22 protein-coding genes and 1 tRNA gene are annotated in these 22887 nt (G+C 55.8%); 18 read left to right on the forward strand and 5 right to left on the reverse strand.

The features are described 5' to 3' along the window. Positions 1 to 2 precede the first annotated feature (2 nt). From FEAC_RS00050 to FEAC_RS00080, 8 genes are all read left to right on the forward strand, one after another. On the forward strand, positions 3 to 824 hold the full coding sequence (locus FEAC_RS00050) for a cobalt-precorrin-4/precorrin-4 C(11)-methyltransferase (RefSeq protein ID WP_081900923.1): 822 nt from the start codon (positions 3 to 5) through the stop codon (positions 822 to 824). Continuing rightward, on the forward strand, positions 772 to 1884 hold the full coding sequence (locus tag FEAC_RS00055) for a cobalt-precorrin-5B (C(1))-methyltransferase (protein WP_371524487.1): 1113 nt from the start codon (positions 772 to 774) through the stop codon (positions 1882 to 1884). The genes FEAC_RS00050 and FEAC_RS00055 overlap by 53 nt, the downstream gene beginning before the upstream one ends. Further along, on the forward strand, positions 1881 to 3083 hold the full coding sequence (gene cbiE, locus FEAC_RS00060; protein ID WP_035388179.1) for a precorrin-6y C5,15-methyltransferase (decarboxylating) subunit CbiE: 1203 nt from the start codon (positions 1881 to 1883) through the stop codon (positions 3081 to 3083). The genes FEAC_RS00055 and cbiE overlap by 4 nt, the downstream gene beginning before the upstream one ends. Then, a complete protein-coding gene (cobJ, locus tag FEAC_RS00065) occupies positions 3083 to 4759 on the forward strand; it encodes a precorrin-3B C(17)-methyltransferase (RefSeq protein ID WP_052564982.1) in 1677 nt (558 codons plus the stop codon). Before cbiE ends, cobJ begins: the two co-directional genes overlap by 1 nt. Further along, positions 4756 to 4959, forward strand: coding sequence for a 4Fe-4S binding protein (locus FEAC_RS16205; RefSeq protein ID WP_081900921.1), 204 nt, complete (start codon positions 4756 to 4758; stop codon positions 4957 to 4959). The genes cobJ and FEAC_RS16205 overlap by 4 nt, the downstream gene beginning before the upstream one ends. Next, positions 4956 to 5552, forward strand: coding sequence for a precorrin-8X methylmutase (locus FEAC_RS15400; protein ID WP_035388177.1), 597 nt, complete (start codon positions 4956 to 4958; stop codon positions 5550 to 5552). Before FEAC_RS16205 ends, FEAC_RS15400 begins: the two co-directional genes overlap by 4 nt. After that, the gene (locus FEAC_RS00075) at positions 5542 to 6339 is read left to right on the forward strand and encodes a sirohydrochlorin chelatase (RefSeq protein WP_152622987.1); all 798 of its coding nucleotides are present in this window, start codon (positions 5542 to 5544) and stop codon (positions 6337 to 6339) included. Before FEAC_RS15400 ends, FEAC_RS00075 begins: the two co-directional genes overlap by 11 nt. A gap of 181 nt (positions 6340 to 6520) precedes the next feature. After that, complete coding sequence (locus FEAC_RS00080) at positions 6521 to 7351, forward strand: LLM class flavin-dependent oxidoreductase (RefSeq protein WP_035388175.1); 831 nt, start codon at positions 6521 to 6523, stop codon at positions 7349 to 7351. A 102-nt stretch (positions 7352 to 7453) separates the two neighbouring features. Here the strand turns inward: FEAC_RS00080 and FEAC_RS00085 are convergent, their stop codons facing one another. Then, on the reverse strand, positions 7454 to 8638 hold the full coding sequence (locus FEAC_RS00085; RefSeq protein WP_035388174.1) for a M20 metallopeptidase family protein: 1185 nt from the start codon (positions 8636 to 8638) through the stop codon (positions 7454 to 7456). 214 nt (positions 8639 to 8852) lie between these two features. Between FEAC_RS00085 and FEAC_RS00090 the strand changes: the two genes are divergently transcribed. Together FEAC_RS00090 and FEAC_RS15765 are read left to right on the forward strand one after the other, a co-directional pair. Beyond that, positions 8853 to 10265, forward strand: a complete 1413-nt coding sequence (locus FEAC_RS00090; protein WP_035388171.1) for an FAD-dependent oxidoreductase — start codon at positions 8853 to 8855, stop codon at positions 10263 to 10265. A 9-nt stretch (positions 10266 to 10274) separates the two neighbouring features. Further along, positions 10275 to 10661: an ArsR/SmtB family transcription factor gene (locus FEAC_RS15765; protein ID WP_052564985.1), complete on the forward strand. Its 387-nt coding sequence runs from the start codon at positions 10275 to 10277 to the stop codon at positions 10659 to 10661. Positions 10662 to 10697: 36 nt separating this feature from the next. On the opposite strand, the gene FEAC_RS00100 is transcribed toward FEAC_RS15765, so the two are convergent. Then, on the reverse strand, positions 10698 to 11990 hold the full coding sequence (locus FEAC_RS00100; RefSeq protein ID WP_035388265.1) for an arsenic transporter: 1293 nt from the start codon (positions 11988 to 11990) through the stop codon (positions 10698 to 10700). 335 nt (positions 11991 to 12325) lie between these two features. Here FEAC_RS00100 and FEAC_RS00105 point away from each other — a divergent pair, with 335 nt between their 5' ends. The 6 genes from FEAC_RS00105 to FEAC_RS00130 all read left to right on the forward strand — a co-directional run bounded on the left by FEAC_RS00105 (position 12326) and on the right by FEAC_RS00130 (position 17706). Further along, positions 12326 to 13786: an MFS transporter gene (locus FEAC_RS00105; protein WP_035388170.1), complete on the forward strand. Its 1461-nt coding sequence runs from the start codon at positions 12326 to 12328 to the stop codon at positions 13784 to 13786. 222 nt (positions 13787 to 14008) lie between these two features. Beyond that, the gene (locus FEAC_RS00110) at positions 14009 to 14293 is read left to right on the forward strand and encodes a Dabb family protein (RefSeq protein WP_035388168.1); all 285 of its coding nucleotides are present in this window, start codon (positions 14009 to 14011) and stop codon (positions 14291 to 14293) included. 112 nt (positions 14294 to 14405) lie between these two features. After that, a complete protein-coding gene (locus FEAC_RS00115; RefSeq protein ID WP_035388167.1) occupies positions 14406 to 15989 on the forward strand; it encodes a long-chain fatty acid--CoA ligase in 1584 nt (527 codons plus the stop codon). An 87-nt stretch (positions 15990 to 16076) separates the two neighbouring features. Further along, positions 16077 to 16856, forward strand: a complete 780-nt coding sequence (locus FEAC_RS00120; protein WP_035388165.1) for an acyl-ACP thioesterase domain-containing protein — start codon at positions 16077 to 16079, stop codon at positions 16854 to 16856. Between the two features lie 2 nt (positions 16857 to 16858). Beyond that, positions 16859 to 17257: a DUF3054 domain-containing protein gene (locus tag FEAC_RS00125; protein ID WP_201773809.1), complete on the forward strand. Its 399-nt coding sequence runs from the start codon at positions 16859 to 16861 to the stop codon at positions 17255 to 17257. Between the two features lie 65 nt (positions 17258 to 17322). Continuing rightward, positions 17323 to 17706, forward strand: coding sequence for a DUF302 domain-containing protein (locus FEAC_RS00130; RefSeq protein ID WP_035388163.1), 384 nt, complete (start codon positions 17323 to 17325; stop codon positions 17704 to 17706). A gap of 484 nt (positions 17707 to 18190) precedes the next feature. Here FEAC_RS00130 and FEAC_RS00135 read toward each other — a convergent pair whose 3' ends face one another. The 3 genes from FEAC_RS00135 to FEAC_RS00145 all read right to left on the reverse strand — a co-directional run bounded on the left by FEAC_RS00135 (position 18191) and on the right by FEAC_RS00145 (position 20298). Beyond that, positions 18191 to 18562 (reverse strand): hypothetical protein, encoded by a 372-nt coding sequence (locus tag FEAC_RS00135; protein ID WP_152622988.1) that lies wholly within the window; start codon positions 18560 to 18562, stop codon positions 18191 to 18193. Between the two features lie 471 nt (positions 18563 to 19033). Next, positions 19034 to 19420 carry a hypothetical protein gene (locus FEAC_RS00140; RefSeq protein ID WP_035388160.1) on the reverse strand — a complete coding sequence of 129 codons (387 nt, stop codon included), beginning with the start codon at positions 19418 to 19420 and terminating at the stop codon, positions 19034 to 19036. Between the two features lie 802 nt (positions 19421 to 20222). Continuing rightward, positions 20223 to 20298, reverse strand: a tRNA-Arg gene (locus FEAC_RS00145). 129 nt (positions 20299 to 20427) lie between these two features. Between FEAC_RS00145 and FEAC_RS00150 the strand changes: the two genes are divergently transcribed. After that, complete coding sequence (locus tag FEAC_RS00150) at positions 20428 to 21678, forward strand: MFS transporter (RefSeq protein ID WP_152622989.1); 1251 nt, start codon at positions 20428 to 20430, stop codon at positions 21676 to 21678. 186 nt (positions 21679 to 21864) lie between these two features. Beyond that, positions 21865 to 22764 (forward strand): shikimate kinase, encoded by a 900-nt coding sequence (locus FEAC_RS00155; RefSeq protein ID WP_052564987.1) that lies wholly within the window; start codon positions 21865 to 21867, stop codon positions 22762 to 22764. Positions 22765 to 22887: the final 123 nt, after the last annotated feature.

Consider the following 22887-nt stretch of genomic DNA (forward strand, 5'->3'; position numbering starts at 1 on the left):
TCATGGAGCACATAAGTTTTGTTGGGGCAGGTCCAGGCGCGCCGGATCTTATCACTCTTCGTGGCCAAGCACGGCTACGCGAAGCCGACATCGTCATTTGGGCGTCCTCACTGATCCCAGAGGAGATGTTGGGCTGGACAGATGACAAAGCTGTGCTGATGGACTCTGCAGAGATGACTCTCGAGGATGTCTTGCTAGTTTTCGAGAACAATCCTGGGGCCCGAATCGTTCGTCTGCACTCTGGAGATCCGTCAGTCTATGGTGCGATCCAAGAACAGATCAGCTGGTGCGAAGCCCATGACCGTCCATTCGAAATTGTGCCTGGAGTCACCTCCATATCGGCAGCCGCCGCCGCTGTAGGCCGTGAACTAACGATACCGGAGGTTGCCCAATCTATAGTAACCACTCGGGTAGCCAGGCGGACCTCGGCATCGATGCCAAAAGGCGAATCGCTCTCCGGCTATGCGCAATTGGGGGGTACCATCGCCGTTCTGCTATCCGGCGCGCATCCACAACGGATCGTCGATGAGCTCCTCTCTGAGGGATCAAAATTTAGCGCCAGTACGCCAGCAGCCGTAGTAGTCCGCGCTTCCTGGCCCGATGAGCAGGTGGCACTGACTACCATCGGAGAACTAGTATCAACGATCTCCGATCTCGGTGCGAAAAGAACTCTTTTAGTGCTGATAGGAGAGGTTCTCACCACGACCGACATACGGCGATCGCACCTTTACTCTCCTAGCTTCTCGCATCGCTTCCGATCGCGATCGGAGCCTGGCACCACCTCCGGGCGAGCCAAGCGACGCGCTAATCGAACGGTGCACTGACGTGACCGAACGACTACGTTCGGGGTATACCACCGGCGCCTGCGCTGCTGGTGCTGCTAAAGCTGCGATCATCGGTCACATCAATGGTCAAATGCCAGAATCTGTCGAGATCACCCTTCCCAAGGGTCAACGGGTTGTCTTCCCGGTCTGCCAAGACGAACTTGGACGGGCGGTGGTGATCAAAGACGCTGGTGATGACCCAGACTGCACCGACGGAGCTCATGTCACGGCGTCCGTAAGTCTGATCGACGGCGACGAGGTTCGCATCTCCGGCGGAGAGGGGGTAGGCGTCGTCACGAAAGCGGGGCTCGGCCTTACTGTAGGCCATGCTGCGATCAACCCGGTTCCTCGCCGGATGATCACCGATGCTATTCGCGAGGTGACTGACCACGGAGTTGAGGTCATCATCTCAGTCCCCGGCGGAGAGGAGATGGCACGAGCTACCACAAACGATCGTCTTGGGATCCTCGGAGGTATCTCCATTCTTGGTACAACTGGGATCGTCAAGCCGTTCTCCACCGCCGCCTACCGCGCCAGCATTGTTCAACAGATCGATGTTGCCGCCGCCAACGGGCAACGCCATCTCGTTCTCGTCACCGGCTCTCGCACCGAAACTGCCGCAATCGGGCTCTTTCCCAACCTCGACCCAGTCGCCATTGTGGAGGTGGGAGACTACACCGGGGTCGCAATCAAACGCGCCGCGTCACATCAGCCTGATGTCATCACCTGGATAGGCATGGTCGGAAAGGTAGCCAAACTAGCGCAAGGACTCCTGATGACCCATTTTCATCGAGCTAACGTCGACACCGAACTTCTTGCCGACGTTGCCCGCTCGGTTGGATCTAACGAGAGCCTGGTGCTTGAGGCTACAGCCACCACCACTGCTCGCCACTTCTACGAGAGCTGCCGGAGCGAAGGAGATCTACGCCCCCTAGTTGAGTTGACGCGCCTGGCTACCACCACCTGTTTTGAGGCGGTGGGGCATAGGGTACCTGTAGAGGTTTTCATGGTCGACTTTGATTCACTCCAGGTAATCGCCGACCATAGACTGACACCGTGATCACAATTATCGGCTGGCTAGGCAACCGCGAGGAGTCGCTGACTGGCGAACAGCTCCTAGCCCTTGCCAAATCTCGCACCATCTTCGCGCGGCCACAGCTTCACGACACACTCCACAGACTATCTCCGTCATCGAACATCATAGATTTCCGCTCTCCATTTCGCACGACAATCGATGTCATCGGAGCGTACGAAGAGGACTGCACCGTCATCGCCAGCGGAGATCCGAACTTCTTTGGAATCACCAAGACACTCCTGCGTGCACACCCAGATCGCAACTTCCAAGTCCTGCCAGCTCCGAGCTCGATAGCCATCTTGGCCGCTCGACTTGGACGCCCATGGGATGATCTAAGCGTTATCTCTCTCGTAGGGAGAGACAGTGACGCAGCCTTCCTCCGGGCTCGACTCCGACTCGCCGAGCGCCAAGCCGGGGCGGTCGCTCTCCTTGTACCTCCAAACACCTCGATCACTGGCCTCGTTGAGCATTTGGCAAACCTTCACAATGAGGTCAGAATCGTCGTCGCCACCGACCTTTCAACCGCCGAGGAGTCGATTACCTCAATGAGGCTAGACGAAGCGACCAGCTGGAGGTCATCATCGCCAGCGGTGGTATTAGTAGAGGTCGGCACGATACCAACCTCGCCGACCATCGACTTCAATAGACACTCGGCCAGCCTCTTCCGCGATGGCCAACTCTTAACCGACGGTACTAACTTCACCAAGCTCGAGCTGAGAATGTCGGCAATTGCCCGTCTCAATCCAGACCAGCTGCCGCTCGGGGCCCGAGTCATGGAGGTTGGAGCGGGTAGTGGCATGATTGGGCTCACTCTCTTGTATCTTCGCCCCGACATCGAACTAACTCAACTCGAACCCCGACACGAGAGAGCAACCATGGCTCGTGCCAACGCGGAGACGCTAGGCTATCGAACCACAGTGTCCGAGCAGCCAGTAGAAACTATCTCAACGAACTTTGACGCCGCCATCGTCGGTGGAGGCGGACTTTCAGCGTTGACTCATACCCTAGATCTAATTGATCCGTCAGCGCCAGTGGTCGCGACCTACGCTGACCTCAGTCGTGCAGCATCCGCAGAGCGGCTGTTAGGCAATCTCTCTCTAATTCAGGTAGCCCACGGGAGATCCCTTGGTGGAGATGGGGTCCGGTTGGTTCCACAAACCCCGATCTACCTCGTGTGGCGTTAATGACATCCACTCAGTTCACAAACGGCATCGTGCTGTCTTTAGCTACACCACCATATGGTCTCGCAGCCCAGCTCGGCTTTCGCGAGATCGCTTTTGCCAAGTTCGGAGATCTAGTTGACGCCCTGACTCACCATCGGGCGGTGGTCATTATTGCCGCCTACCCCATCGTGGTGCGAGCACTTGCCCAAACTCTTTCAACTAAGGGTGATGATCCCGCAGTCGTCGCCATCGACGAGAGCACCAGCTTTGTAACCGTCCTTGCCGGCGCCCATCACGGAGGTGAGCCACTAGCGCGACAGGTGGCAGATTACCTTGGCGCGACACCGGTAATCACCACCGCCTCCTCGGCACTAGACACAATCGCACTCGATCAGACACCGCAGCTCTGTTTTGGACAGATGAACGCTGGCATACAGGCGCGAGTTAACCGCGGAGATGGGATCTCCCTCGTCAACCCCACCGATCTTGTCCTCTCCGACGCCATCATGAATTTGGTTCATGATGGCTCGAGTCCCGTCAAACTCGTGATCAGCGATCGCCTCGCCGATGAGCAGCTAGGTGATGTACGGGGCAGCGTAAAGACGCTGACGATTGGAGTTGGCTGCTCAAGCGATGCTACTGCTGATGAAGTCAACGAACTCATCAACACGGTAGTTCATTCTGCCGGCCTCGATATCGCAGCGATCGACCGCATCGCGACCATCGACCGACGACTTGATCATCCGGCCCTGCGCGGTCTTCATCGTGAACTCGTCGGTTATGGTGCGGCACAGCTGGATGTTATGACGACCCCGAGCCCATCGACGATCGTACATCAATCAGTCGGTACCCATTCGGTCGCTGAAGCCGCAGCTCTCCTAGCAAGTGGAGAAGGGGGAAGCCTCATCGTCAACAAGGTGAAGACTGCTCGGGTAACGGTTGCTATCGCACGTCGGAGATCACTGCGCGGATCATTAGCGGTTGTTGGTATTGGACCAGGATCTTTAGATCTGCTCACGCCCAGGGCATTTGCGGCGTTGCGCTCGGCGCAGTATGTGATTGGCTTTAGCCGTTACCTCGATCTCATAGAACCAATAATTGAACGGGGTCAAGAGCTGCACCGCTATCCGATTGGTCAAGAGATTGAACGCGTCGCTGAATCTCTTGCCTTGGCGGCAAGGGGTAACCATGTCGCCCTAGTCACCTCAGGAGATCCCGCAGTCTATGCGATGGCCCAACTCGTCGTAGAGCGACTTAGCCCAGACGTTGCCATCCGCGTCATACCCGGTGTGACTGCCGCTTACGCGGCGTCATCCACCGCCGGTGCGATCGTCGGTCACGACCACGCGATGATCTCACTTTCGGACTTGCTCACCCCGTGGAGCATCATCGAAAACCGTATTGCTGCCGCCGCTGAGGCTGACTTCGTAATAGCGTTCTACAATCCACGCTCGAAGCAAAGGAGTTGGCAACTGGAAAAGGCTCTGGCGCTCATTGGCGAGCACCGACGACCCACTACACCCGTCCTTATAGCCTCTAGAGTCGAACGCGCCGGTGCCCGAGTCACGGTAACCACGCTTGAGGACCTAGATCCAGAATCCGTCGACATGGAGACGATCGTGATCGTCGGCGCCACCACTACAGCCCTACGTCATGGCTATCTCTACACCCCGCGTGGATACCAAGGCACCCCATGATTACGATCACTAACGCCTGCACCGGCTGTGGTGCATGCATCGCCACCTGCCCAACACACGCGCTCAGACCTCATACCGGCACCCCGGCTTGGTTGGCCTCACGTTGCGGCGAGCACCGCGACTGCGTAGAGATCTGCCCAGTCGGCGCTATCAGATGGAGTCCTATTCCCGTCCACCAGCCAGGTCTAGGTGCACATTGACCACCTCATCAATCGAGTTAGAGAGTTTTGCACGGATTCAAAGAGAGGTGAGCTTCGCGCATCTTGGTCGTCAGGCCGCCGAGATCGCAGCTCGCATCATCCACGCGACCGGAGACATCGAACTCATCGACGATCTAATCATAAACGAGGATGCCATTGAGCGAATTATCTGGGGACTAGACCATCAGGTACCGATCATCGTCGATGTCCGCATGGTTGGGGCTGGTGTAACCAAGCTCGCCCCACTGATCGCGATCGATGCCGTGCAGACTCCTCGCGACCCAAACGAAACCCGATCTCATAACGGTATGGCGGCGCTGCTTGATGCGACCGCAGGACGCGCGCCGATCATCGTCGTTGGCTCAGCGCCGACGGCACTGAGAGCAGTCCTGGAGTACACCGGCGAACATCCACTCGCCGTAATCGGCATGCCGGTTGGATTCGTGGACGCGCTGGAGTCCAAACAAGCGCTCGCGCACTCCGGACTCGCCCATATCACCAACTCGTCCAGGCGCGGAGGATCGCCGATGGCAGCGGCGACACTCAACGCGCTGCTGCTGCTATCCAAAGGAGAATACCGTCTTGACTACTAGTGGACTCATGTTCATGGGGCATGGCACAACATCGCTAAGAGGGCAAGCCCAATTCTTTGAACTAGTCGCTCTTGCAGAACAGCGATTCGATGGACCCGTTCGCGGAGGCTTCATTGAACTTGCACAACCATCGATGTATGCCGCCATCGATGAGCTCGCCGCGCAAGGAGTCGATGAACTCATCATCGCTCCTGTTGTCCTGCTGCCAGCAGGACACCTCAAAGACGACGCAGCTCAACTGACCATCTATGCACGCGATCGTTGGCCCGAGCTCACCGTTCGCTTGGCGAGTGATCTCGGAACTGCCACTGAACTCTTAGACTGCTTCAACCAGCGGATCGAAGCTCTCGATACACCAGCAGATGCCATCCTCGTCGTCGGTCGTGGATCGAGCGACCCTAGTGCCAACGCCGAGCTTCACGCAATCACGCGGCTGATCGCAGAACGGCGAGGCTTCCCCACCACCAATACCGCCTTTGTGTCTTTAGCCCCGCCTGATGTCGTCAGTGGCCTCACGACTTTGGCTCAACTTGGAGCACAATCGATAGTAGTTGCGCCCTATTTTCTCTTTCATGGCGTCCTGCTTGATCGAATCGAGGATCAGGCACGAACATGGGCGAGTGCCCATCAAAGCACCGTCGTCATCAGCGATGAGCTCGGCCCTGACCCTCTCGTCCTCGACACGCTATGGCTGCGTATTCAAGAGGCACAAGGAGACAAGGTCCGTACGAACTGCGACACCTGCCTCTATCGCACACGAGAAGCAATCAAGCTTCGCATCATATGAAGACTGTCTGCTCCACCGTCGTTGGCGAAGAGACTCTCTGCCAACAAGAGGCGATCCGGCAGTTTATACTCACGAGCACAAGTCAGGGAGTGGCTGGACTTAGAGAACAAATCTGGGAGCCGAGGAGACGCATGCCGAACCGTGATCTGCTTTCGCCTCATATCCAAACGAAGGGACAATTATGCGATTCGGGATCTTTCTACCACCATTTCACGACTTCGCTGATCCCCGGGCTGTCGTAGAACTAGCCAGCAGCGCAGAGAGCGCTGGCTGGGACGGCATCTTTCTTTGGGATCACATGCTGAGCGAACCAGGGTTTGCCGTCGCTGACGCCTGGATCACCATGGCCGCCATCGCGAGTAAGACCGAAGTCTTACGCATCGGCGCCATGGTCACACCGCTGGCACGACGCCGGCCCTGGGTTCTGGCACGACAAATTGCCAGCTTGGACCACCTCTCATCCGGCCGACTCATCGTCGGAGTAGGCCTCGGGGACGATGGGTGGAGGGAGTTCAGCTCCTTCGGTGAAAAGGTCAACCCAAAGGATCGCGCTACCCAACTCGATGAGGCGCTCGAACTTCTCCAACTCTTCGCCACCGGTGAAGCAGTCGACTTCAACGGAGTTGAATACCAAGTTCACGCGCCACCCTTCCTTCCAAGACCACTGCAACGTCCAGTCCCCATCTGGGTTGCAGGTCGGTGGCCAAATCGGCGTCCAATGGAGAGGGCATCTCGCTACCAGGGCTTCTTCCCTATCTTCGCTGCTCCCGAGCCACTAGCCATGCCTGAACTAGACGATATCGAAGCGATCACCCAGCATCTCCCACCCACTGGACCGGTCTACGACCTCGTAGTACGCTACGCCATGTCATCGGCTAACGAACCCATCGAAGAGGCGGCGCGGCTAGCAGAGGCTGGGGTGACCTGGATTCTCGAAAACTTTGGCGCCTTCGGACCCGATTTCGAGACCATCAGAGAGATCGTTGCCGCAGGGCCGGCTGGGAGAGCCTAACCAAAACAGATAGGTCGGTTAGGTGTAGAGCGAAAACCAACAGCCAATCAGACTACCGCCGAAGCGTCTGATCAGGCAAGGGGCAGCGTCTATACATCCACCTCAGTCGGCTAGAGCTAAAAGTGCATGGAGTGCAACGCCTCTGTGTAGTGCAGCCTCATCAACCAGCATCTTGTTGGAGTGGTTTGGTGCTGGCCGCTCGATGCCCGAGGGTGCTACGCCGAGGAAGATCATTGCGCCTGGCGAGGCCTGCAACATATACGAAAAGTCCTCAGCACCCATCACCGGGGTCTCCATCTCGTGAACACTATCCTTGCCCACCAGCGTGCGAGCAAGTCCAAGCGCGCGCTCCGCACCGGCAGCATCGTTGAGCGTCACCGGGTAACCCTCCATAGGAAAGCTGACAGCAACCTCGACGCCATGGGCATCGGCAATCCCATGGGCAACACGACTTACCAGCTCCTCGACGGCGGCGCGAGTCTCCTCAGACAGTGCACGGAAGGTTCCCCGAACGGTAGCCAGCTCAGGAATGATGTTAAACGTAGTTCCTGCCTCGATCTGACCCACTGTGAGGACGGCTGGATCAAAGACATTGACGCGCCTGGTGAGCGCAACTTGAAGTGCCATGACGAGCTCTGCGGCGACCGGAATTGGATCGAGTGTATCGTGTGGGGCTGAGGCATGGCCGCCGCGGCCGGTGAGGACGATCAGAAATTCATCGGCAGACGCCATCATTGGCCCACCGCGAGTCGCAATTATACCGCTCGGAAGATTGCTAAACACGTGCTGGGCGTAGCACCGATCTGGCTTCGGATCGACAAGACCCTCCTCGATCATACGTCGAGCACCCCCCGCGCCCTCCTCTCCTGGCTGGAAGGCAAGAATCACCGACCCTCGCAGCTCGGAACGATGCGCCATCAGCAGCTGAGCAGCACCCAAGAGCATCGCAACGTGCGCGTCATGGCCACAGGCATGCATGACTCCAGGGATCTTTGAGGCGAAGGGCAAATCGGTCTCCTCCACCAAAGCAAGTGCATCCATGTCGGCTCTCAGGAGTGTCGTCGGACCTGGCTGGCCACCCTCGATCGTCGCCACCACCGATGACAACGAATCTCCTGGCACCGCTGGGATACCCAAAGTCTCGAGATGTGCTAGCACCAGTGCCTGCGTTACTGGAAGATCCAATCCAAGTTCAGGGTGGGCATGAACCGCTCTACGCAACTCAATGACCTGTGGGTCAAGGGCCTTGGCCTCTGCGAGCAGCGCTCGCGTATCGATCTTGGTCATCGTCTCCTCCAACCACTCGCGCAATGATTACGCTCAGCCTAACGAGGTACTTGCCTAATGAGTCACCTGTATCACAGACGGCACCACATACGTGTGAGTTGTCTGTGATACCTGGCTATGATCTATCGTGTATCGACGATAGACGTTTCCTACCTTGATCATCTTATGAATGATGATGAGGGAGCAGACCAACCCAGCTCGAAGGAGGCTAACCATGCGACTCGTAATCATCGGAGGTAGCGACGCTGGTATTGCTGGAGCACTAAGGGCCCGCGAACTCGACCCCTCATGCGATGTTACCGTCGTCCTTGACGACGCCTATCCGAATTTTTCGATCTGTGGAATCCCATACTACCTCTCCGGCGAAGTAGTCGACTGGTCGAAGCTCGCCCATCGCACTCTCGAAGAACTCTCAAGCTACGGGATTGCAATTCGCATGAACACGCGCGCGCTAGCGATAGACCGTAGCCGCCATCAGCTTCTCTGTCGTACTCCCGATGGCGGCTCCCAAGAGATCTCATGGGATCGCTTGATTATCGCCACCGGTGCCACCCCAGTGATACCCACAATCGAAGGGCTCAGCGCTGGGCTACAAACGGACCGTGTCTTCCTTGTCCACACGATCGCGGATGCTCGTGCCCTGATGAGTGCGCTGAGCAGCGTCCAAGTAACTCGAGCTCTTATAATCGGTGCCGGCTACATCGGACTCGAATTAGCAGAGGCACTCACCACCCGTGGCGTCACCGTAGCACAGTTCGAGGCCAGGGAACACCTTCTGGCAACCATCGACCCAACGCTAGCAGGTCAGTTGGAGGCCGAGCTCGCAATCAAAGGCGTTGAGCTTGTCACCGGCACCCGTGTTAGTTCTCTCACCGCTAACGATGATGTGACCGTCACCCTATCGAGAGATTTGTCAACCAACACAACTACCACTACCGGCGACATCGCGATCGTCGTCGCAGGAGTTCAACCCGAGACTGATCTAGCAGTAGCGGCAGGAGCAAGGCTGGGTCATGCTGGGGCTATCTGGGTAAATCGGCGTATGGAGACTGGCATCGACGGGATTTTCGCCGCAGGTGACTGTGTCATAACCCATCACCAACTACTCGGTGAGTCCTATCTCCCACTTGGAACGACAGCGCATAAACAAGGGCGAATCGCCGGTGCGGCCGCGGTGGGCAAGACAGATGAAGAGTTCCGAGGGGTAGTTGGCACCCAAGTTGTCAAGGTCTTCGACCAAGTGGTTGCTCGTACCGGGCTAACCGAACTCGAAGCGAGCACCGCTGGGTTCGAGCCGTTCACGATCACGACCAACGCAGATGATCACAAGCGCTACTATCCAGGGGCGCGGACGATTAACATACGGCTCACCGGGGACGTCTCCACCCACCGCCTGCTTGGAATCGACATGCTGGGGCCAACGTCCGCCGCCGTTCACAAGCGGATCGACGTTGCCGCCACAGCACTCCAGAGCGGTACAAGTATTGAAGAGCTGATAGACCTAGACCTCGCCTACACACCACCGCTCGGGACCCCATGGGATGCCCTCCAGATCGCTGCAACGGAGTGGCTACAGCTTGTCTCTCAGAGGCAAGAGTCGATAAGTCGAGAAGTGGCACTGGGATAGAATCAGGCCATGTCACCAACAAAGTCTATCGTCACCGCGCAAGTCGGAAACGAAACTCCTCCCGTCGGCAAGGCTAGCTCGCGAAGTGCATGCGCTGCACCCGACCAGCCAATCGATGAGGTTGATCCGCTTGAAGATCCAGAGCTCGCCCAAGCCATGAAGGCGCTTGGCAATCCCACTCGAATCAAGATTTTTCGCTTGATTGCTGAACGCCATACTTGCATAACCGGAGAACTCGTCGCCGAGTTACCGCTTGCGCAGTCAACAGTCTCCGAGCATCTGCGCATCCTGCGTGAGGCGAATCTGATTCAAGGAGAGATTGAAGGACCCAGAACCTCTTACTGCATCAACCAGCGGATCCTGACGGCGCTAAAGCGCTCGATAATGGCGCTTTAACCCCTATGGGCTCAATCTAATCTTCGCCAAATCATATCAGTGGAGCCAGAGGACCCAACCAGCCAGGGCAAGCAAGGTGATAGCAAGCACAGGCGCAGCCAATACGATTCCCTGCCGGAAGTACTGACCCCAACTTATTTTAATACCTTTGGTATCGAGGACATGAAGCCACAACAAGGTTGCCAGCGAGCCAATCGGTGTGAACTTCGGTCCGATATCTGCTCCTACTACGAGAGCGTAAACTGCGACAGTATGTGAAACTCCGACCAGATGAGATCCCTTGATGGCGAGCGCCCCGATCAGAGTCGTGGGCATGTTGTTCGTGATGGCCGACAGTATGCCAGCGCCGAACCCGCCGACCAGCGAGGTTATCAATGCTCCGTGATGGCTCGCATCGCTGAGCCCGTGCGAAAGATAGATCGTCAATCCAGCGTTATAGAGACCGTAGACAACAAGATACATTCCTACTGAGAAGACGACAATTCTCCACGGCGCCTCGCGGAGGACTGCCATGCTTGACAGAGCAGTAGACCTACTGGCTGCCGCGAGGAAGATTAAGGCGACGATCGAAGCCGGCACAGAGACTGGGAAGCGCAAAGGCTCCGAAAGTAGATAGCCGGCCAGCAAAACCGCCAAGACTATCCAACCAATTTGGAAGAGCCTGTAGTCGCGCAGGGCAGACCTAGGCTCCGCCAAAGAACTGGGTTCATAGGAGCGTGGAAGCGAACGTCGATAGTAGACCAGCAAGACGCCGAGGCTGGCCAAGAAGGATATCAAGTCAATGGGTGCCATCCTTGAGGCGTATGTAATGAACCCGATATGGAAGTAGCTGGCGGTGACGATATTCACAAGATTCGAGACGACGAGGGGAAGACTGGTGGTATCCGCGATGAAACCAGCTGCCATTACAAACGGGAGTGCACGGCGACGATCGAAGCCGAGTGCACGCGTCTGTTGGTAGACGATGGGGGTGAGAATCAATGCAGCGCCATCGTTGGCGAAGACAGAAGCGACTAGGGCACCAAGTATGAGCAGATAGACAAATGCACGAAGCGCACTTCCTCGTGCGAAACGCAAAACATAGAGCGCAGCCCATTCGAAGAACCCAATCCGATCGAGAATGAGTGAGATGATGATCACCGCAACGAAGGTGATCGTTGCATTCCAGACAATCCCCCAGACCATCGCCACGTTGGCGAGCTGATCGACACCGACAGCCAGGGCTACAATGGCGCCACCAAGAGCCGAAATGCCAATCGAGAGACCCCGGGGTTGCCAGATCACCAGAACCAACGTGACCACAAAGAGGAAGACAGCTGCCAGTGTCAACACATCGCCGTGCAGTGCCACCCAGTAACCTCCTAGCCACTCTCTAGTATTTCGACCGTCTTCACACCACGCCCTTGGATAATCATCACGACCAAGATCAGCCACTGAGCAAACCTGCTGTCAACAAACAGTCGCTTAAACAACCCAATCATCCATCGTCTTTCGACGATATACGATCATAGCGGTAACCAAGGGCGAACGCTCCGCCACCCATGTCAAACCCTGAAGACATGAGCCGAAGTATTTGTTCCTTATTGTAAACTATTTACAGGAATAAAGTTCGTAGCTACTTGTTCTTACAGAGAACTAGGTAGATCAATCTTTATAGGAGTACAATGTCACGAAGAAGCACCAACCTCGCCATCGCCGTGGTCGCTGGAGCCCAGTTGATGATCACGCTTGATCTGACCATCGTCAACGTCGCACTACCCTCGATCCATACCGCTCTCCACTTCTCGCCATCATCTCTTGCATGGGTGGTGAACGCATACACGTTAGTCTTCGGTGGCCTCCTCCTCCTTGGCGGTCGCTCTGGGGACCTCTTTGGCCGCCGTAAAATGTTCACGATTGGCACCCTTCTTTTCGCTGGAGCAAGTCTGTTTGGTGGCTTCGCAACAACGTCAAGCTGGCTCCTGACAGGTCGCGCCCTCCAGGGCATCGGAGCTGCGATTGCATCTCCAACTGCGCTAGCGTTGATCTCTACGAACTTCGTGGAGCCGAAGGAACGCGGACGAGCCTTCGCAATCTATTCCGCCGTCTCCGTAGCAGGTGTCGCACTTGGACTTCTCTTGGGTGGCGTGCTAACTCAATACGTATCTTGGAGATGGGTTTTCTTTGTCAACGCGCCAATTGCAATTCTGCTTGCTTTTGCCGCTCCTAGAGTCCTCCAGGAGAGCACAAAGGTTCGCACGAAGATCGACCTCGGTGGTGCTTTTATCGGTACCGCAGGACTTGCGAGCTTGGTCTATGGAATCATTAATGCGTCGTCACACTCATGGACGACCACGTCCACCGTGCTCCCAGGGATCATCGGCATCGTCCTACTTATCATCTTTGTACTCTTCGAACTCAGAGTCACGGCTCCAATCATAAACTTCGCCATTCTAAAGAGTCGGGATCGTGCCGGCGCTATAGGAATGATTCTCTTCGTCATGGCCGGCATGTATAGCATCTTCTTCTTCCTTACCCAGTACATGCAAGAGGTAATGGGGTATTCGCCAACAAAGACCGGCTTCGCCTTCCTCCCAATGACGCTTGGTATCGTCCTGTTTGCACAGGTCGCTGCCCGAATGCTCCACCGTGTCGGTCCAAAGGTATTCATGATGCTGGGTGGTCTGGCGATTACTATTGCCATGTTCCTGCTATCCTTCATTGGCCCACACAGCAGCTACCTCGAGATCTTGCTACCGCTCCTGATCATGTCCGCCGGTTCCGGTCTATCATTCGTGTCGATCTTTCCAACCGCCACTCATGGTGTAGACCCCAAGGAGGCGGGAATGGCCTCCGCCCTTGTCAATGTGGGCCAGCAGGTCGGTGGCACGATTGGCCTTGCGGTGCTCGTTACGATCGCGGTCTCGGCCACCCGACGCCGTGCAGGCGCACTCCATGGAGCTCTGCTTCATCATCAGCTCACACCAACGGCAGTAACTCTGATCGCAGAGACTCACGGCTGGGCTATGAGCTTCCGACTCGCCTCTCTCTTTGGCTTGATTGCCTTCCTGATCGCGACTGTTGTAGTGACACGTTTCAAGAACCCAGCGGACGAGAATACCGCCGGTGAAGCAATGGTGTTCTAGAGGCACAGCTTTCTAGAGGCACGGTGCGGGTGTGGCAGACGCCAAATTTATTCGCACCTGTGCACACCAGCTTCAGTCGTACCGCCGAACACTCTCGGGCCTGGCTTCAGTAGCGAAGATGGACAGGTCCGAAGGGCCCAAGACCAGCGATTGTACTCGGCTTCCAGCCCCAGTTAACCCACATCCAGCACGGCGGCTATCCCCGGCAACTAATGTCAAGTCATGATTCGCAATGTCGTCATGATGAAAATGAAGCCTGACTTTGACGCTTCTCTACTCGAGGAGCTGTTGGCACGCCTTAGGCGGATGAACTGTCCCGGCACCATTTCATATACTGCCGATCTTGACGCCGGCCTCCGAGAAGGTAACTGGACACTAGCGATCGTCTCAGACTTCGTCGACGTTGAAGCCTATCGTGGATACGATAGCGATCATGAACATAACCAAATACGCGCCGAATTAGCACCGATGATCGAGGAGATAGCACGGGTCCAGTTCGCATTGTGAGCTAGACACATCGATCAAGCTATTCGCGAAACCTAGATGCTGATATGGCTTTCGGCATCGTCCTTGTTTTGCTAAGGTAGACAAGGTACCATCGAATGAGGGGGAAGTCGCAATGATGGATGTTGATCTCAACAGCTGGATGCTATTCCGTAATGCTGAGCAATCCTATGGCGATACGCCAATCGTGACCCAGACCAGTGCTGACTCACAGCACCGATACACCTATGCAGAATTCGCCAACCGGGTACGAAGGCTCATCACGGTACTCGATGGGCTTGATCTATCTGAGCACGCTCGCGTCGCCACCATGGCATGGAACAGCTTCGAACATCTGGAGTGCTACTTCGCTATTCCCTGCTCCGGGCGTGTTCTCCATACCGTCAATGCTCGTCTAAGCTTCGACGACCTCGTGTTCATAATTAACGACGCCCAAGATGAGGCGCTCTTCGTCCCTGCAGATCTCGCCGAGACCGCTGAGAGACTCCGCGCCAAGTGCCCTAGCCTCCGTCACCTGGTAGTCTTCGGCAAGAGTCCTCGCGATGACATGCTCTCCTATGAATCCCTGATCAATGACGCAGAGCCGTTTCTCGGCGAAAGGGCGATACCAGAACGCGCCCCTTTTGGCATCTGTTACACCTCAGGCACCACCGGTCGGCCCAAGGGGGTGCTTGCTACCCACCGATCAACCTATCTTCACGCACTCACGGTCTGCGCTGGCAACGGTCCTGCCCTCTCAGCGAGTGAATGTGTGCTACCAATCGTTCCAATGTTTCACGTCTATGCCTGGGGGCTCCCCTTTGGTGCCATTGCCTCAGGATCAAAAATCGTCTTTCCGACACCCTCATTCGATCCCAAGGTGGTTATAGAGCTGATCAATCAAGAGGGGGTGACCAAAGCTGCCGGAGTGCCGACTATTTGGATCGCAGTCCTCGATGAACTCCATCGGAGCGGCGCACGGCTCGGGGGCTTGAAGGAGCTGCTCTGCGGCGGTTCGCAGCCACCCTATGCCATGATCAAGTCCTATAGGGAGGAGTACGGAGTTGGCCTTCTACAGGCCTGGGGCATGACCGAAACATCTCCGATTGCCACCACAACTCGCCTACCTAATGCACTGCTCGACAAGCCTATCGATGTTCAAGTCGATTACATCGCCAAAGCCGGAGTGCCGGTAACGGGAGTCTTTACCTCACTCCTTGGTGACGACCACCAGCCAGTGCCGAACGATGGCAAAAGCATGGGCAATATCTATGTACGCGGTCCGTGGGTCCTCGACTCCTACATGGGCGGCCATGGTGCCGAGTCTTTTGAGGTTGATGGATGGTTCCGCACTGGAGACGTTGGGGTCATGTACCCTTCAGGGGTTATTGAGCTGGTCGACCGCACCAAAGATCTGATCAAATCTGGTGGAGAGTGGATATCGTCAGTAGCGCTTGAAGGAGCGCTTATGGGACACCCTAAGGTCCTCGAGGCTGCTGTCATCGCTGTTCCCGATCCCAAATGGCAGGAGCGCCCACTTGCTACCGTCGTGCCAAAGCCGGGAGAGACAATCGAACTTGAAGAGATACACGACTATTTACTCGGGCTGGGATTCCCCAAGTGGCAGCTCCCAGATCGAGTCGAAGTCATCGACGAGGTTCCGAGGACCTCCGTTGGCAAATTTGACAAGAAGGTCCTCAGAGCACGTTTTAGTGAGTAGAAACAGGCGTACCTTTTAATACTCTCTCGATTTGTCCACAAGCGAACCCGTCCAGCGCAACCTCTGCGCCACATTAGGGTAAAAGGGGTGGAATTTACTCCGGAACCCGAAGACGGTCGGATCTTCGTCAGCGAGCACTGGAATCTGCTGTCGGACTGCGATCCATTGGGCAGGTTACGCCTCGATGGACTTGCCCGGATTCTGCATAACGCCGCGACACTAGACAACGAAAGCTCACCCGCCGCTGACAAAGGGCTGTGGATCCTTCGCAGGGTCGTCACTCGTCTCGGTGCGTGGCCGCGTTATCTCGACGCCATTGAGACACGCACTTGGTGCTCTGGACTCGGAAGAGCTTGGGCTGAGCGACGTACCGACCTCTATCACAACGGAGACCGAGTCACTAAAGCGAAAGCTCTCTGGGTCAACGTGGCCCCCGCTACTGGCTTTCCCCGCTCGCTACCAGATGGATTCCTAGAAGTGTTTGGCCCATCAGCCAACGGACGGAATGTGAAGCCACGCTTCGAGCTATCGGTCCCCAAGAGTGCGTCTTCCGCGACTGGGAGTATTCCCTTACGCTATAGCGATCTCGACATCGTCGATCATGTCAACAACGCGATCCATCTCGCGTTAGCGGAGGAGGTGCTCGCCCCCACAGTACGAGGTACGGCCTCACAGATCACCCCTTACAACCGTGTTACCGTCGAGTTCCACGATGCTCTCCAACTACCTGAACCAGCCGACTGGCAAGTATGGCACGACTCGCGATCAACAACCCTTCGCCTTTCACAGGCCGACGTAACCGCATCGGTTGTACTTTTGGAACAAGACAACGACGACGACAGTATCCCACATGATTTGAGGTCGTAGCGTTGAACCAAGTAAATAGGAACCGGGCAGGAAGTCGTGCCCAGGGTGCATGGATGATCCTGCTCGATCTTTTGGCAGTCTTGATCTTCGTGTCCGTAGGCCGCGATGTACACGGCCATGTAGACAACCTGGCAGGTATCGCCTCAACCGCTTGGCCTTTTGCAACCGGAGTGGTCGTTGGTTGGTTGGTCACTCGTCACTGGCGGAGTCCACTTGGCTGGTCAGCAGTGATTGTGTGGCTAGCTACAGTTGCAGTTGGAATGACCCTGCGGGTAGTGACGAATCAAGGAATTGCAATACCCTTCATCTTCGTCTCACTTGGCTACTTTGCGCTTACCGAACTCGGCTGGAGAATTGCGGGTGTGTCGTGGCTCCGGTGGCGACGTCGCTCTCCATCGTAAGAGCCCCCCATTGAAGTTCCAAGTCAGCAACTAGAATGCAAGCGAAGACGCAAGGGAGAGAACCAATGCAATCGCTATCAGTTGAGACTACCAAACCACTATCCGAAGCTGAGGAGATGATCCGGACTCAACTCAGTGCCGTTGGTTTTGGCATCTTGAGCGAGATCGACCTAGGTGCCACCTTGACCGCCAAGCTCAACAAATCCGTTGGCAATATGAAAATTCTCGGCGCTTGTAACCCGCAATTCGCCTATGAGGCCTTAAGCACTGATAGATCGGTCGCACTGTTGCTCCCCTGCAACGTTGTACTTGACGAGACAGATACAGGAACTCGCATCAGCATTCCATCCCCTGAAGTATTGATGCCCGGTCGTCCGGACATCACCGAACCAGTCACCGACCTCTTGATGACAGCACTTGGCGCCTTAGGGGACGTTATCATCGGCTGAAGCTCCCCGGTGAAATAGTTTAATAATCGTACTCAAAGGGGCGAACTCTGCGCCGAAATCTGTTGAAGACCCCCTGTTTCAAAATGTGTAGCTGCAACTCCAGCAGATCATCAGGGTAAGCACCTTTGTCAGCGAACGCGGTGTCTATGTTTCTCAAGTCTACGGAGGCCAGCCACGATCAAGAATCCTGTCCACACCGAAACAACGGTCAGCGTGACGTTTGCCCACCCGTTGCGAGGTACGAATACTCCACCAATCAGTCCGACAGGGAACATATAAACACTAGGCGCATACCAGTTGTGGTAATCAAACACCTTTTTGGCGGCGTGACGGATCATTGACTCTTCTTGACGTTTTCCGCTATTCCTATTCCCCTCGATCTCGAAGAGGTGTGTACCATATCGTGAGTGATTTCCTGGGCACAAATTTGGGCACATGCAGACCTACGACGGTGCAGCTCCTGCAAGGCTCCTCAGCTTGCTCGCTAGCGGACCTTCGCTTTCATGGAAAGGCGTAAGGACCCAATGTCAACGAAGAGCATGAACGTCGAGACCACAACCCCCATCTTTGCTAGCACGGACAATCCTTGGACCCCCACGACTGACGCGAATGCAAAGGAGACACTAGCGCCTGCAACGGCTACCAACCAGAGCGGGACCGGGAAGACGCCAAAGTAAAGAGCATCGGCAGGGTCAACAAAGCAGGCATCAAGCATCGAGAAGTGACCATCCACTCTCCTCAACGCAATCAGGATGATAAGCGCGATGAACGACACGGTACTCGCAACACCGAGTGCCTCGAGTACCGGATGGAACACAATAAACCCGATAGCCGACGAAATCAATTCAAGAACCATCAGGGGAACCAAACGCATACTAACACCTCCGAATGTCTATGTCTGGGACAACCTTGAGATCCGACGAGCTTTAAGACTCCGAACTCCAGACTGGACCAGTTTCGCATCGTCGGATGTTTAGGTTCTTTCGTCCCAACTCCCCAGGCAGGAGAGCATAACAGTTTAGGATTCACTGACAAATTTGGACTTGTTGGTCCGACTCTAGTTGTGCCGCCGGGACTTGATCGCTTGGCTTCGCTGGTGTGGCTGGCCATCAGCCCCATCTCCGTCCCCAGCGTCGCGAGATTTCCATTATGACCCTCTCGCGTCGAGGAACTGTTTTGTTGAACACCCTCTTCGGGATAGCAGTACCGTGTGGACCTAGCTTCCCAGGGCCAGCCTCAAGCGCTGCTCGCCGATCGCTCTCTTCCCGCTTGACTCGTTCTGTCTTCCTCTTTTTTCGCCTGCTCCACATCTCTATACCACCCCTCGCTAGCTGTAAATTGTCTCACAGGGTTTGCCGGAGTTCGCAAACCATGTATTGCACACCTGACTGTTGTTAGGGAAGTATTCCTCAGGCGAAAAGTCTACATAGGCCCAATCACCCGGAGCGGCATAAAAGCTACGAGAGGTTGTCTCGACCTTACCGTTGAGCCAGTAGGTCTCGAACGTCTCGGTGTAATTGGCGAAATATGCCTTTGTGTCCCACGCTTGAACGAAAAGTCCCTGACCAGTGACTGTGATGCAAACAGATTGATTGCATTCATACGCGTCTGTGGGCTGGATCTTCAACGTGCTGGGTTTTACAATCGGTATGGTTCCGTTGAGTCCTGGCATCCCAGGATGGATACCGAATTTGGCGGCTTGTTCTATCGTCATGAAACTTCGCTCGATACCCCGCGGGTGCCGAAGCGGCGATTCTGATCCACGAGCAGCGCTAGATTGATACGATGACCCCATGATTCAATGACTAACAGTCAACCCCATGCTGGTGATTCCAAGACTGACGGCTACAATCGCCCCACCTCGAACCATGTTCCATACTCTAATCTTCCCTCCCATATCTGCAGTTAACGCATCTATGGTCGGCTACTAGTTCTTACTGTAGCGCATACCACCAACGATTGCAACGAGTTTTCGACAGCTACTGTTGGCATGTCATCCTTTCGGAGGACATAGGAGATGGATTCGCCAGAGGTTCAGCGTGTGGAGCTCTGGGATCGCGCCTCAAGCCCGCCCAGACGGGCCTCGATTGAGACGAGGGCTTGGTTGGTTAAGAGGATGACCTCTTCGAGTTTGGCAAGGAACACGGGTTTATTCACACCGGTAGTTCTGTAACGTCTTGGGTGCCAATTTCTAAGTCTCGTAGAACCGAAGCCAATCGGCGAGCATGTGCTCGACTGCGACCGAACTGGTAGGGGGCACCAGGTTCGCCTCTTGCACCATCTGGTTTAAGATCTGCTCTGCCTGAAGTTTAGGTCCGCGCACAATGTTGCATTGTTACCGCTTCTTGCCAGTGGCTGGATCACGACCAAGGTACAATCTGAGCCCCAGACGTTGGGTTATCCTTTGTGAGGTGTCAGACTGCCTCGCATAAAGCCATGCAGTTATTGACCTGGACTTCTGGGATAGGATTAGATGTCACAGCTGGTTTAGACTCAGCAAGTCCTTGCTTGTCACCTGGCGCCCCCGGTAGGACTCGAACCTACGACCGACTGCTTAGAAGGCAGCTGCTCTATCCGCTGAGCTACAGGGGCACCCCATAAAGTGTAAAGCCAGCAACGCATTGGGCGGCAATCTAGGCCAGTTCTGGCGGCTAGATTGGTAAGAGAAGTCCTCCGCGATCAAACTCTCGCTTTCCGACGTGGAGGCAGAGGGTGGCTCGTATGCAACAGCGGTCGCGACTACGATCGTTTCCCCATAGCGTCTTTGGACTCTACACCGTGGCCGGGTTCTATCGCGGTGCCCAAAACATGGCGCTCACGACACTTGCGCTGATTATCAAGGAAGATCTAGGCTACGGAGCTGGGACCATAGGAGTGATCTCCGCGCTCTCAGGCATCGTTTTGGTGTTGGTCACCTTATTCATCAGCGCGCGACTCAAGCCAGCTCAGCTGGAACGCGCAGTCTCGATCTCGCTCATCGCCTTAGCAATCGGCTTACTGATTATTGGGATTAGCAATTCGATCTACTTGACAGCATTTGCTTCAATCCTCCTAGGCATTGGCGGAGGATTAGGTATGCCCGGACTAGCTGGGTCAGTTCAGCTTGCGGCGGGCAAAGGCTCTGCGAATCCACAACGAATTCTTGCCATCTACACGTTAGTTTTGAGCATCTCGCTGGCGATTGGGCCACTCCTTGAGGCCGGTCTCCTTAACGCTACCCACCAGGACGTCCGCTGGCCATTCATCGCTTTCGCCGTCCTCCCACTGCTTGCGCTTGCCATCATGTTTGCACGCCGCAGAGAGGCGCTAGCTTTAGCTGCCCGCATGGATGCCAACGGGGAGGTTGAACCGCCTCATCCACCGGCTACCGAGCGAGTGCGACTGCTTCGGACCCCAGAGGTCGTAAAGGCGATCCTCGCACAACTCATGTACGCGGTTCCATTCGCTGCCCTTACCGTCTTTGGTGCCGAGGTTGCTCGGGTTACCGATCAGGCCACTGCCGCTCAAGCTCAACTCGCCTTCACCGTTTTCTTTGTGTTTTCACTCAGCTGTCGTGGGCTCGTCGCCTGGCGATCTCCGATCTTTCACAAAGGGGTCATCTATGCAATTTCCGGTCTTTTGACGATCACGGGACTCACCTTTATAGTTGTCGGCCACTCCTTCATGCTCTTTCTCGTTGGCATGGTCATCCTCGGCATCCCGCACGGGGTTATCTTTCCTCTCGTGCTATCGGCGCTGTCTAGTTCACTGCCGGCTGATCAACTACCGCGGGCAAATTCGCTGCTCATGGGTTCAAGCAACATAGTAGGCATCATCGCTCCGTTCATCCTCGGAGTCGTCGCGGCTGCCACCTCCTATCGTTTCATGATGGGAACGGTCCTCATACCCGTGGTCCTGGTCTTCGTGATCTTCGTCGTAATAGTTGGATTGATGCGCACGCAACACCGACCGGTCACCCAATCAGCTCCCTGAGGTTGCCTCCGCTAGACCACGTGGGCGATAACTCAAGCTTTGGGTACACTCCTTCACGCCTGCAATCCTCCGTAGTACTACCGAACGCACTCGGGCAGCGCAAACCCGGTTAGGTTGCGTCTACTAAGGTAGGACCCGTGCAACAGCTTTCCACGACTGCCGCCTGCGATCTCACCGAGGATAAACATGCACACTAGTCAACCTCTACCCACTGAGTACGAGCGCATCGTTGCGCAACTCTCCCGGACGCTCCGGTCTGAAAGAGCTAACAGAAGGTTATCTCGCTACGAGCTAGCCCAACGAGCCCAGCTCTCCGAGCGCTACCTTGCCCAGCTCGAGTCCGGAGTTGCTAATCCGTCGTTGACTGTCCTCACTCGTCTCGCGGAGGCCCTCAACCTCAGCCTGTTGCAGCTGCTCGATATAGCCGCGCTTGTTACCCCGACGCAGGCAGAGTACCTCATCGAACGACTACAGTCTCGCGTTGCTACTCGCCATCTTGGTATCGCCCTTGTTGGACTTCGCGGAGCGGGCAAGACAACCCTTGGTCGACTGTTAGCAGATCGGCTCGATTGGAAATTCTTTCGCCTCACCGAACTGATCACCGAGCGCACCCAGATACCGCTCGACGAGCTCTTCTCACTCGGTGGCGACGCTGCCTTCAGGCGGCTGGAACTCGAAACTCTACAACAACTCATCGACACTAGCGATGACCAGTTCGTTATCGAGATCGGCGGCGGACTTGTCACCAACCGGCCAGCCTACGAGCTCCTGCGTCGCCACTGGATTACCATATGGCTATCAACATCGCCCGAGGAGCACATGGAACGAGTCATTGCCCAGGGCGATGTACGCCCAATGCATGGCAATGCCCGCGCAATGGATGAATTACGCGCCATTCTAAACGAGCGGACCCCCTTCTATGAAGCAGCCGAGCTCCACCTATCCACCTCCAACCAGCAGTTAGAAGCCTCGTTGAACGCGCTCGAACAACTAGTACGTCAACATTTGGCCGCAGACGGCCGATATCAACACCCGCCTACGTCATTCGGACGCGCGGACGGAACGGAGGAGACTCACCTCAGTTAATGTTGACTTAATCTGCACAATAATGCATGTAATGCAAGACAACCTCGAGCTCGTTTTGCAGTATAGTGCAAGTGTGCCAAGTCACTCGGGAGAGTGGAAGACTGATGCTCCTGACAGGGAACC

It is taken from the genome of Ferrimicrobium acidiphilum DSM 19497, assembly GCF_000949255.1.
GTDB lineage: Bacteria > Actinomycetota > Acidimicrobiia > Acidimicrobiales > Acidimicrobiaceae > Ferrimicrobium > Ferrimicrobium acidiphilum.

Coding starts and splice junctions, on each gene's coding strand:
- FEAC_RS15765 (WP_052564985.1), top strand. CDS start 10,275: ATGTCACCAACAAAGTCTATCGTCACCGCGCAAGTCGGAAACGAAACT.
- FEAC_RS00135 (WP_152622988.1), bottom strand. CDS start 18,562: ATGGTTCTTGAATTGATTTCGTCGGCTATCGGGTTTATTGTGTTCCAT.
- FEAC_RS00115 (WP_035388167.1), top strand. CDS start 14,406: ATGATGGATGTTGATCTCAACAGCTGGATGCTATTCCGTAATGCTGAG.
- FEAC_RS00130 (WP_035388163.1), top strand. CDS start 17,323: ATGCAATCGCTATCAGTTGAGACTACCAAACCACTATCCGAAGCTGAG.
- FEAC_RS00080 (WP_035388175.1), top strand. CDS start 6,521: ATGCGATTCGGGATCTTTCTACCACCATTTCACGACTTCGCTGATCCC.
- FEAC_RS16205 (WP_081900921.1), top strand. CDS start 4,756: ATGATTACGATCACTAACGCCTGCACCGGCTGTGGTGCATGCATCGCC.
- FEAC_RS00105 (WP_035388170.1), top strand. CDS start 12,326: ATGTCACGAAGAAGCACCAACCTCGCCATCGCCGTGGTCGCTGGAGCC.
- FEAC_RS00155 (WP_052564987.1), top strand. CDS start 21,865: ATGCACACTAGTCAACCTCTACCCACTGAGTACGAGCGCATCGTTGCG.
- FEAC_RS00140 (WP_035388160.1), bottom strand. CDS start 19,420: ATGACGATAGAACAAGCCGCCAAATTCGGTATCCATCCTGGGATGCCA.
- FEAC_RS00150 (WP_152622989.1), top strand. CDS start 20,428: ATGCAACAGCGGTCGCGACTACGATCGTTTCCCCATAGCGTCTTTGGA.
- cobJ (WP_052564982.1), top strand. CDS start 3,083: ATGACATCCACTCAGTTCACAAACGGCATCGTGCTGTCTTTAGCTACA.
- FEAC_RS00090 (WP_035388171.1), top strand. CDS start 8,853: ATGCGACTCGTAATCATCGGAGGTAGCGACGCTGGTATTGCTGGAGCA.
- FEAC_RS00110 (WP_035388168.1), top strand. CDS start 14,009: ATGATTCGCAATGTCGTCATGATGAAAATGAAGCCTGACTTTGACGCT.
- FEAC_RS00085 (WP_035388174.1), bottom strand. CDS start 8,638: ATGACCAAGATCGATACGCGAGCGCTGCTCGCAGAGGCCAAGGCCCTT.
- FEAC_RS00050 (WP_081900923.1), top strand. CDS start 3: ATGGAGCACATAAGTTTTGTTGGGGCAGGTCCAGGCGCGCCGGATCTT.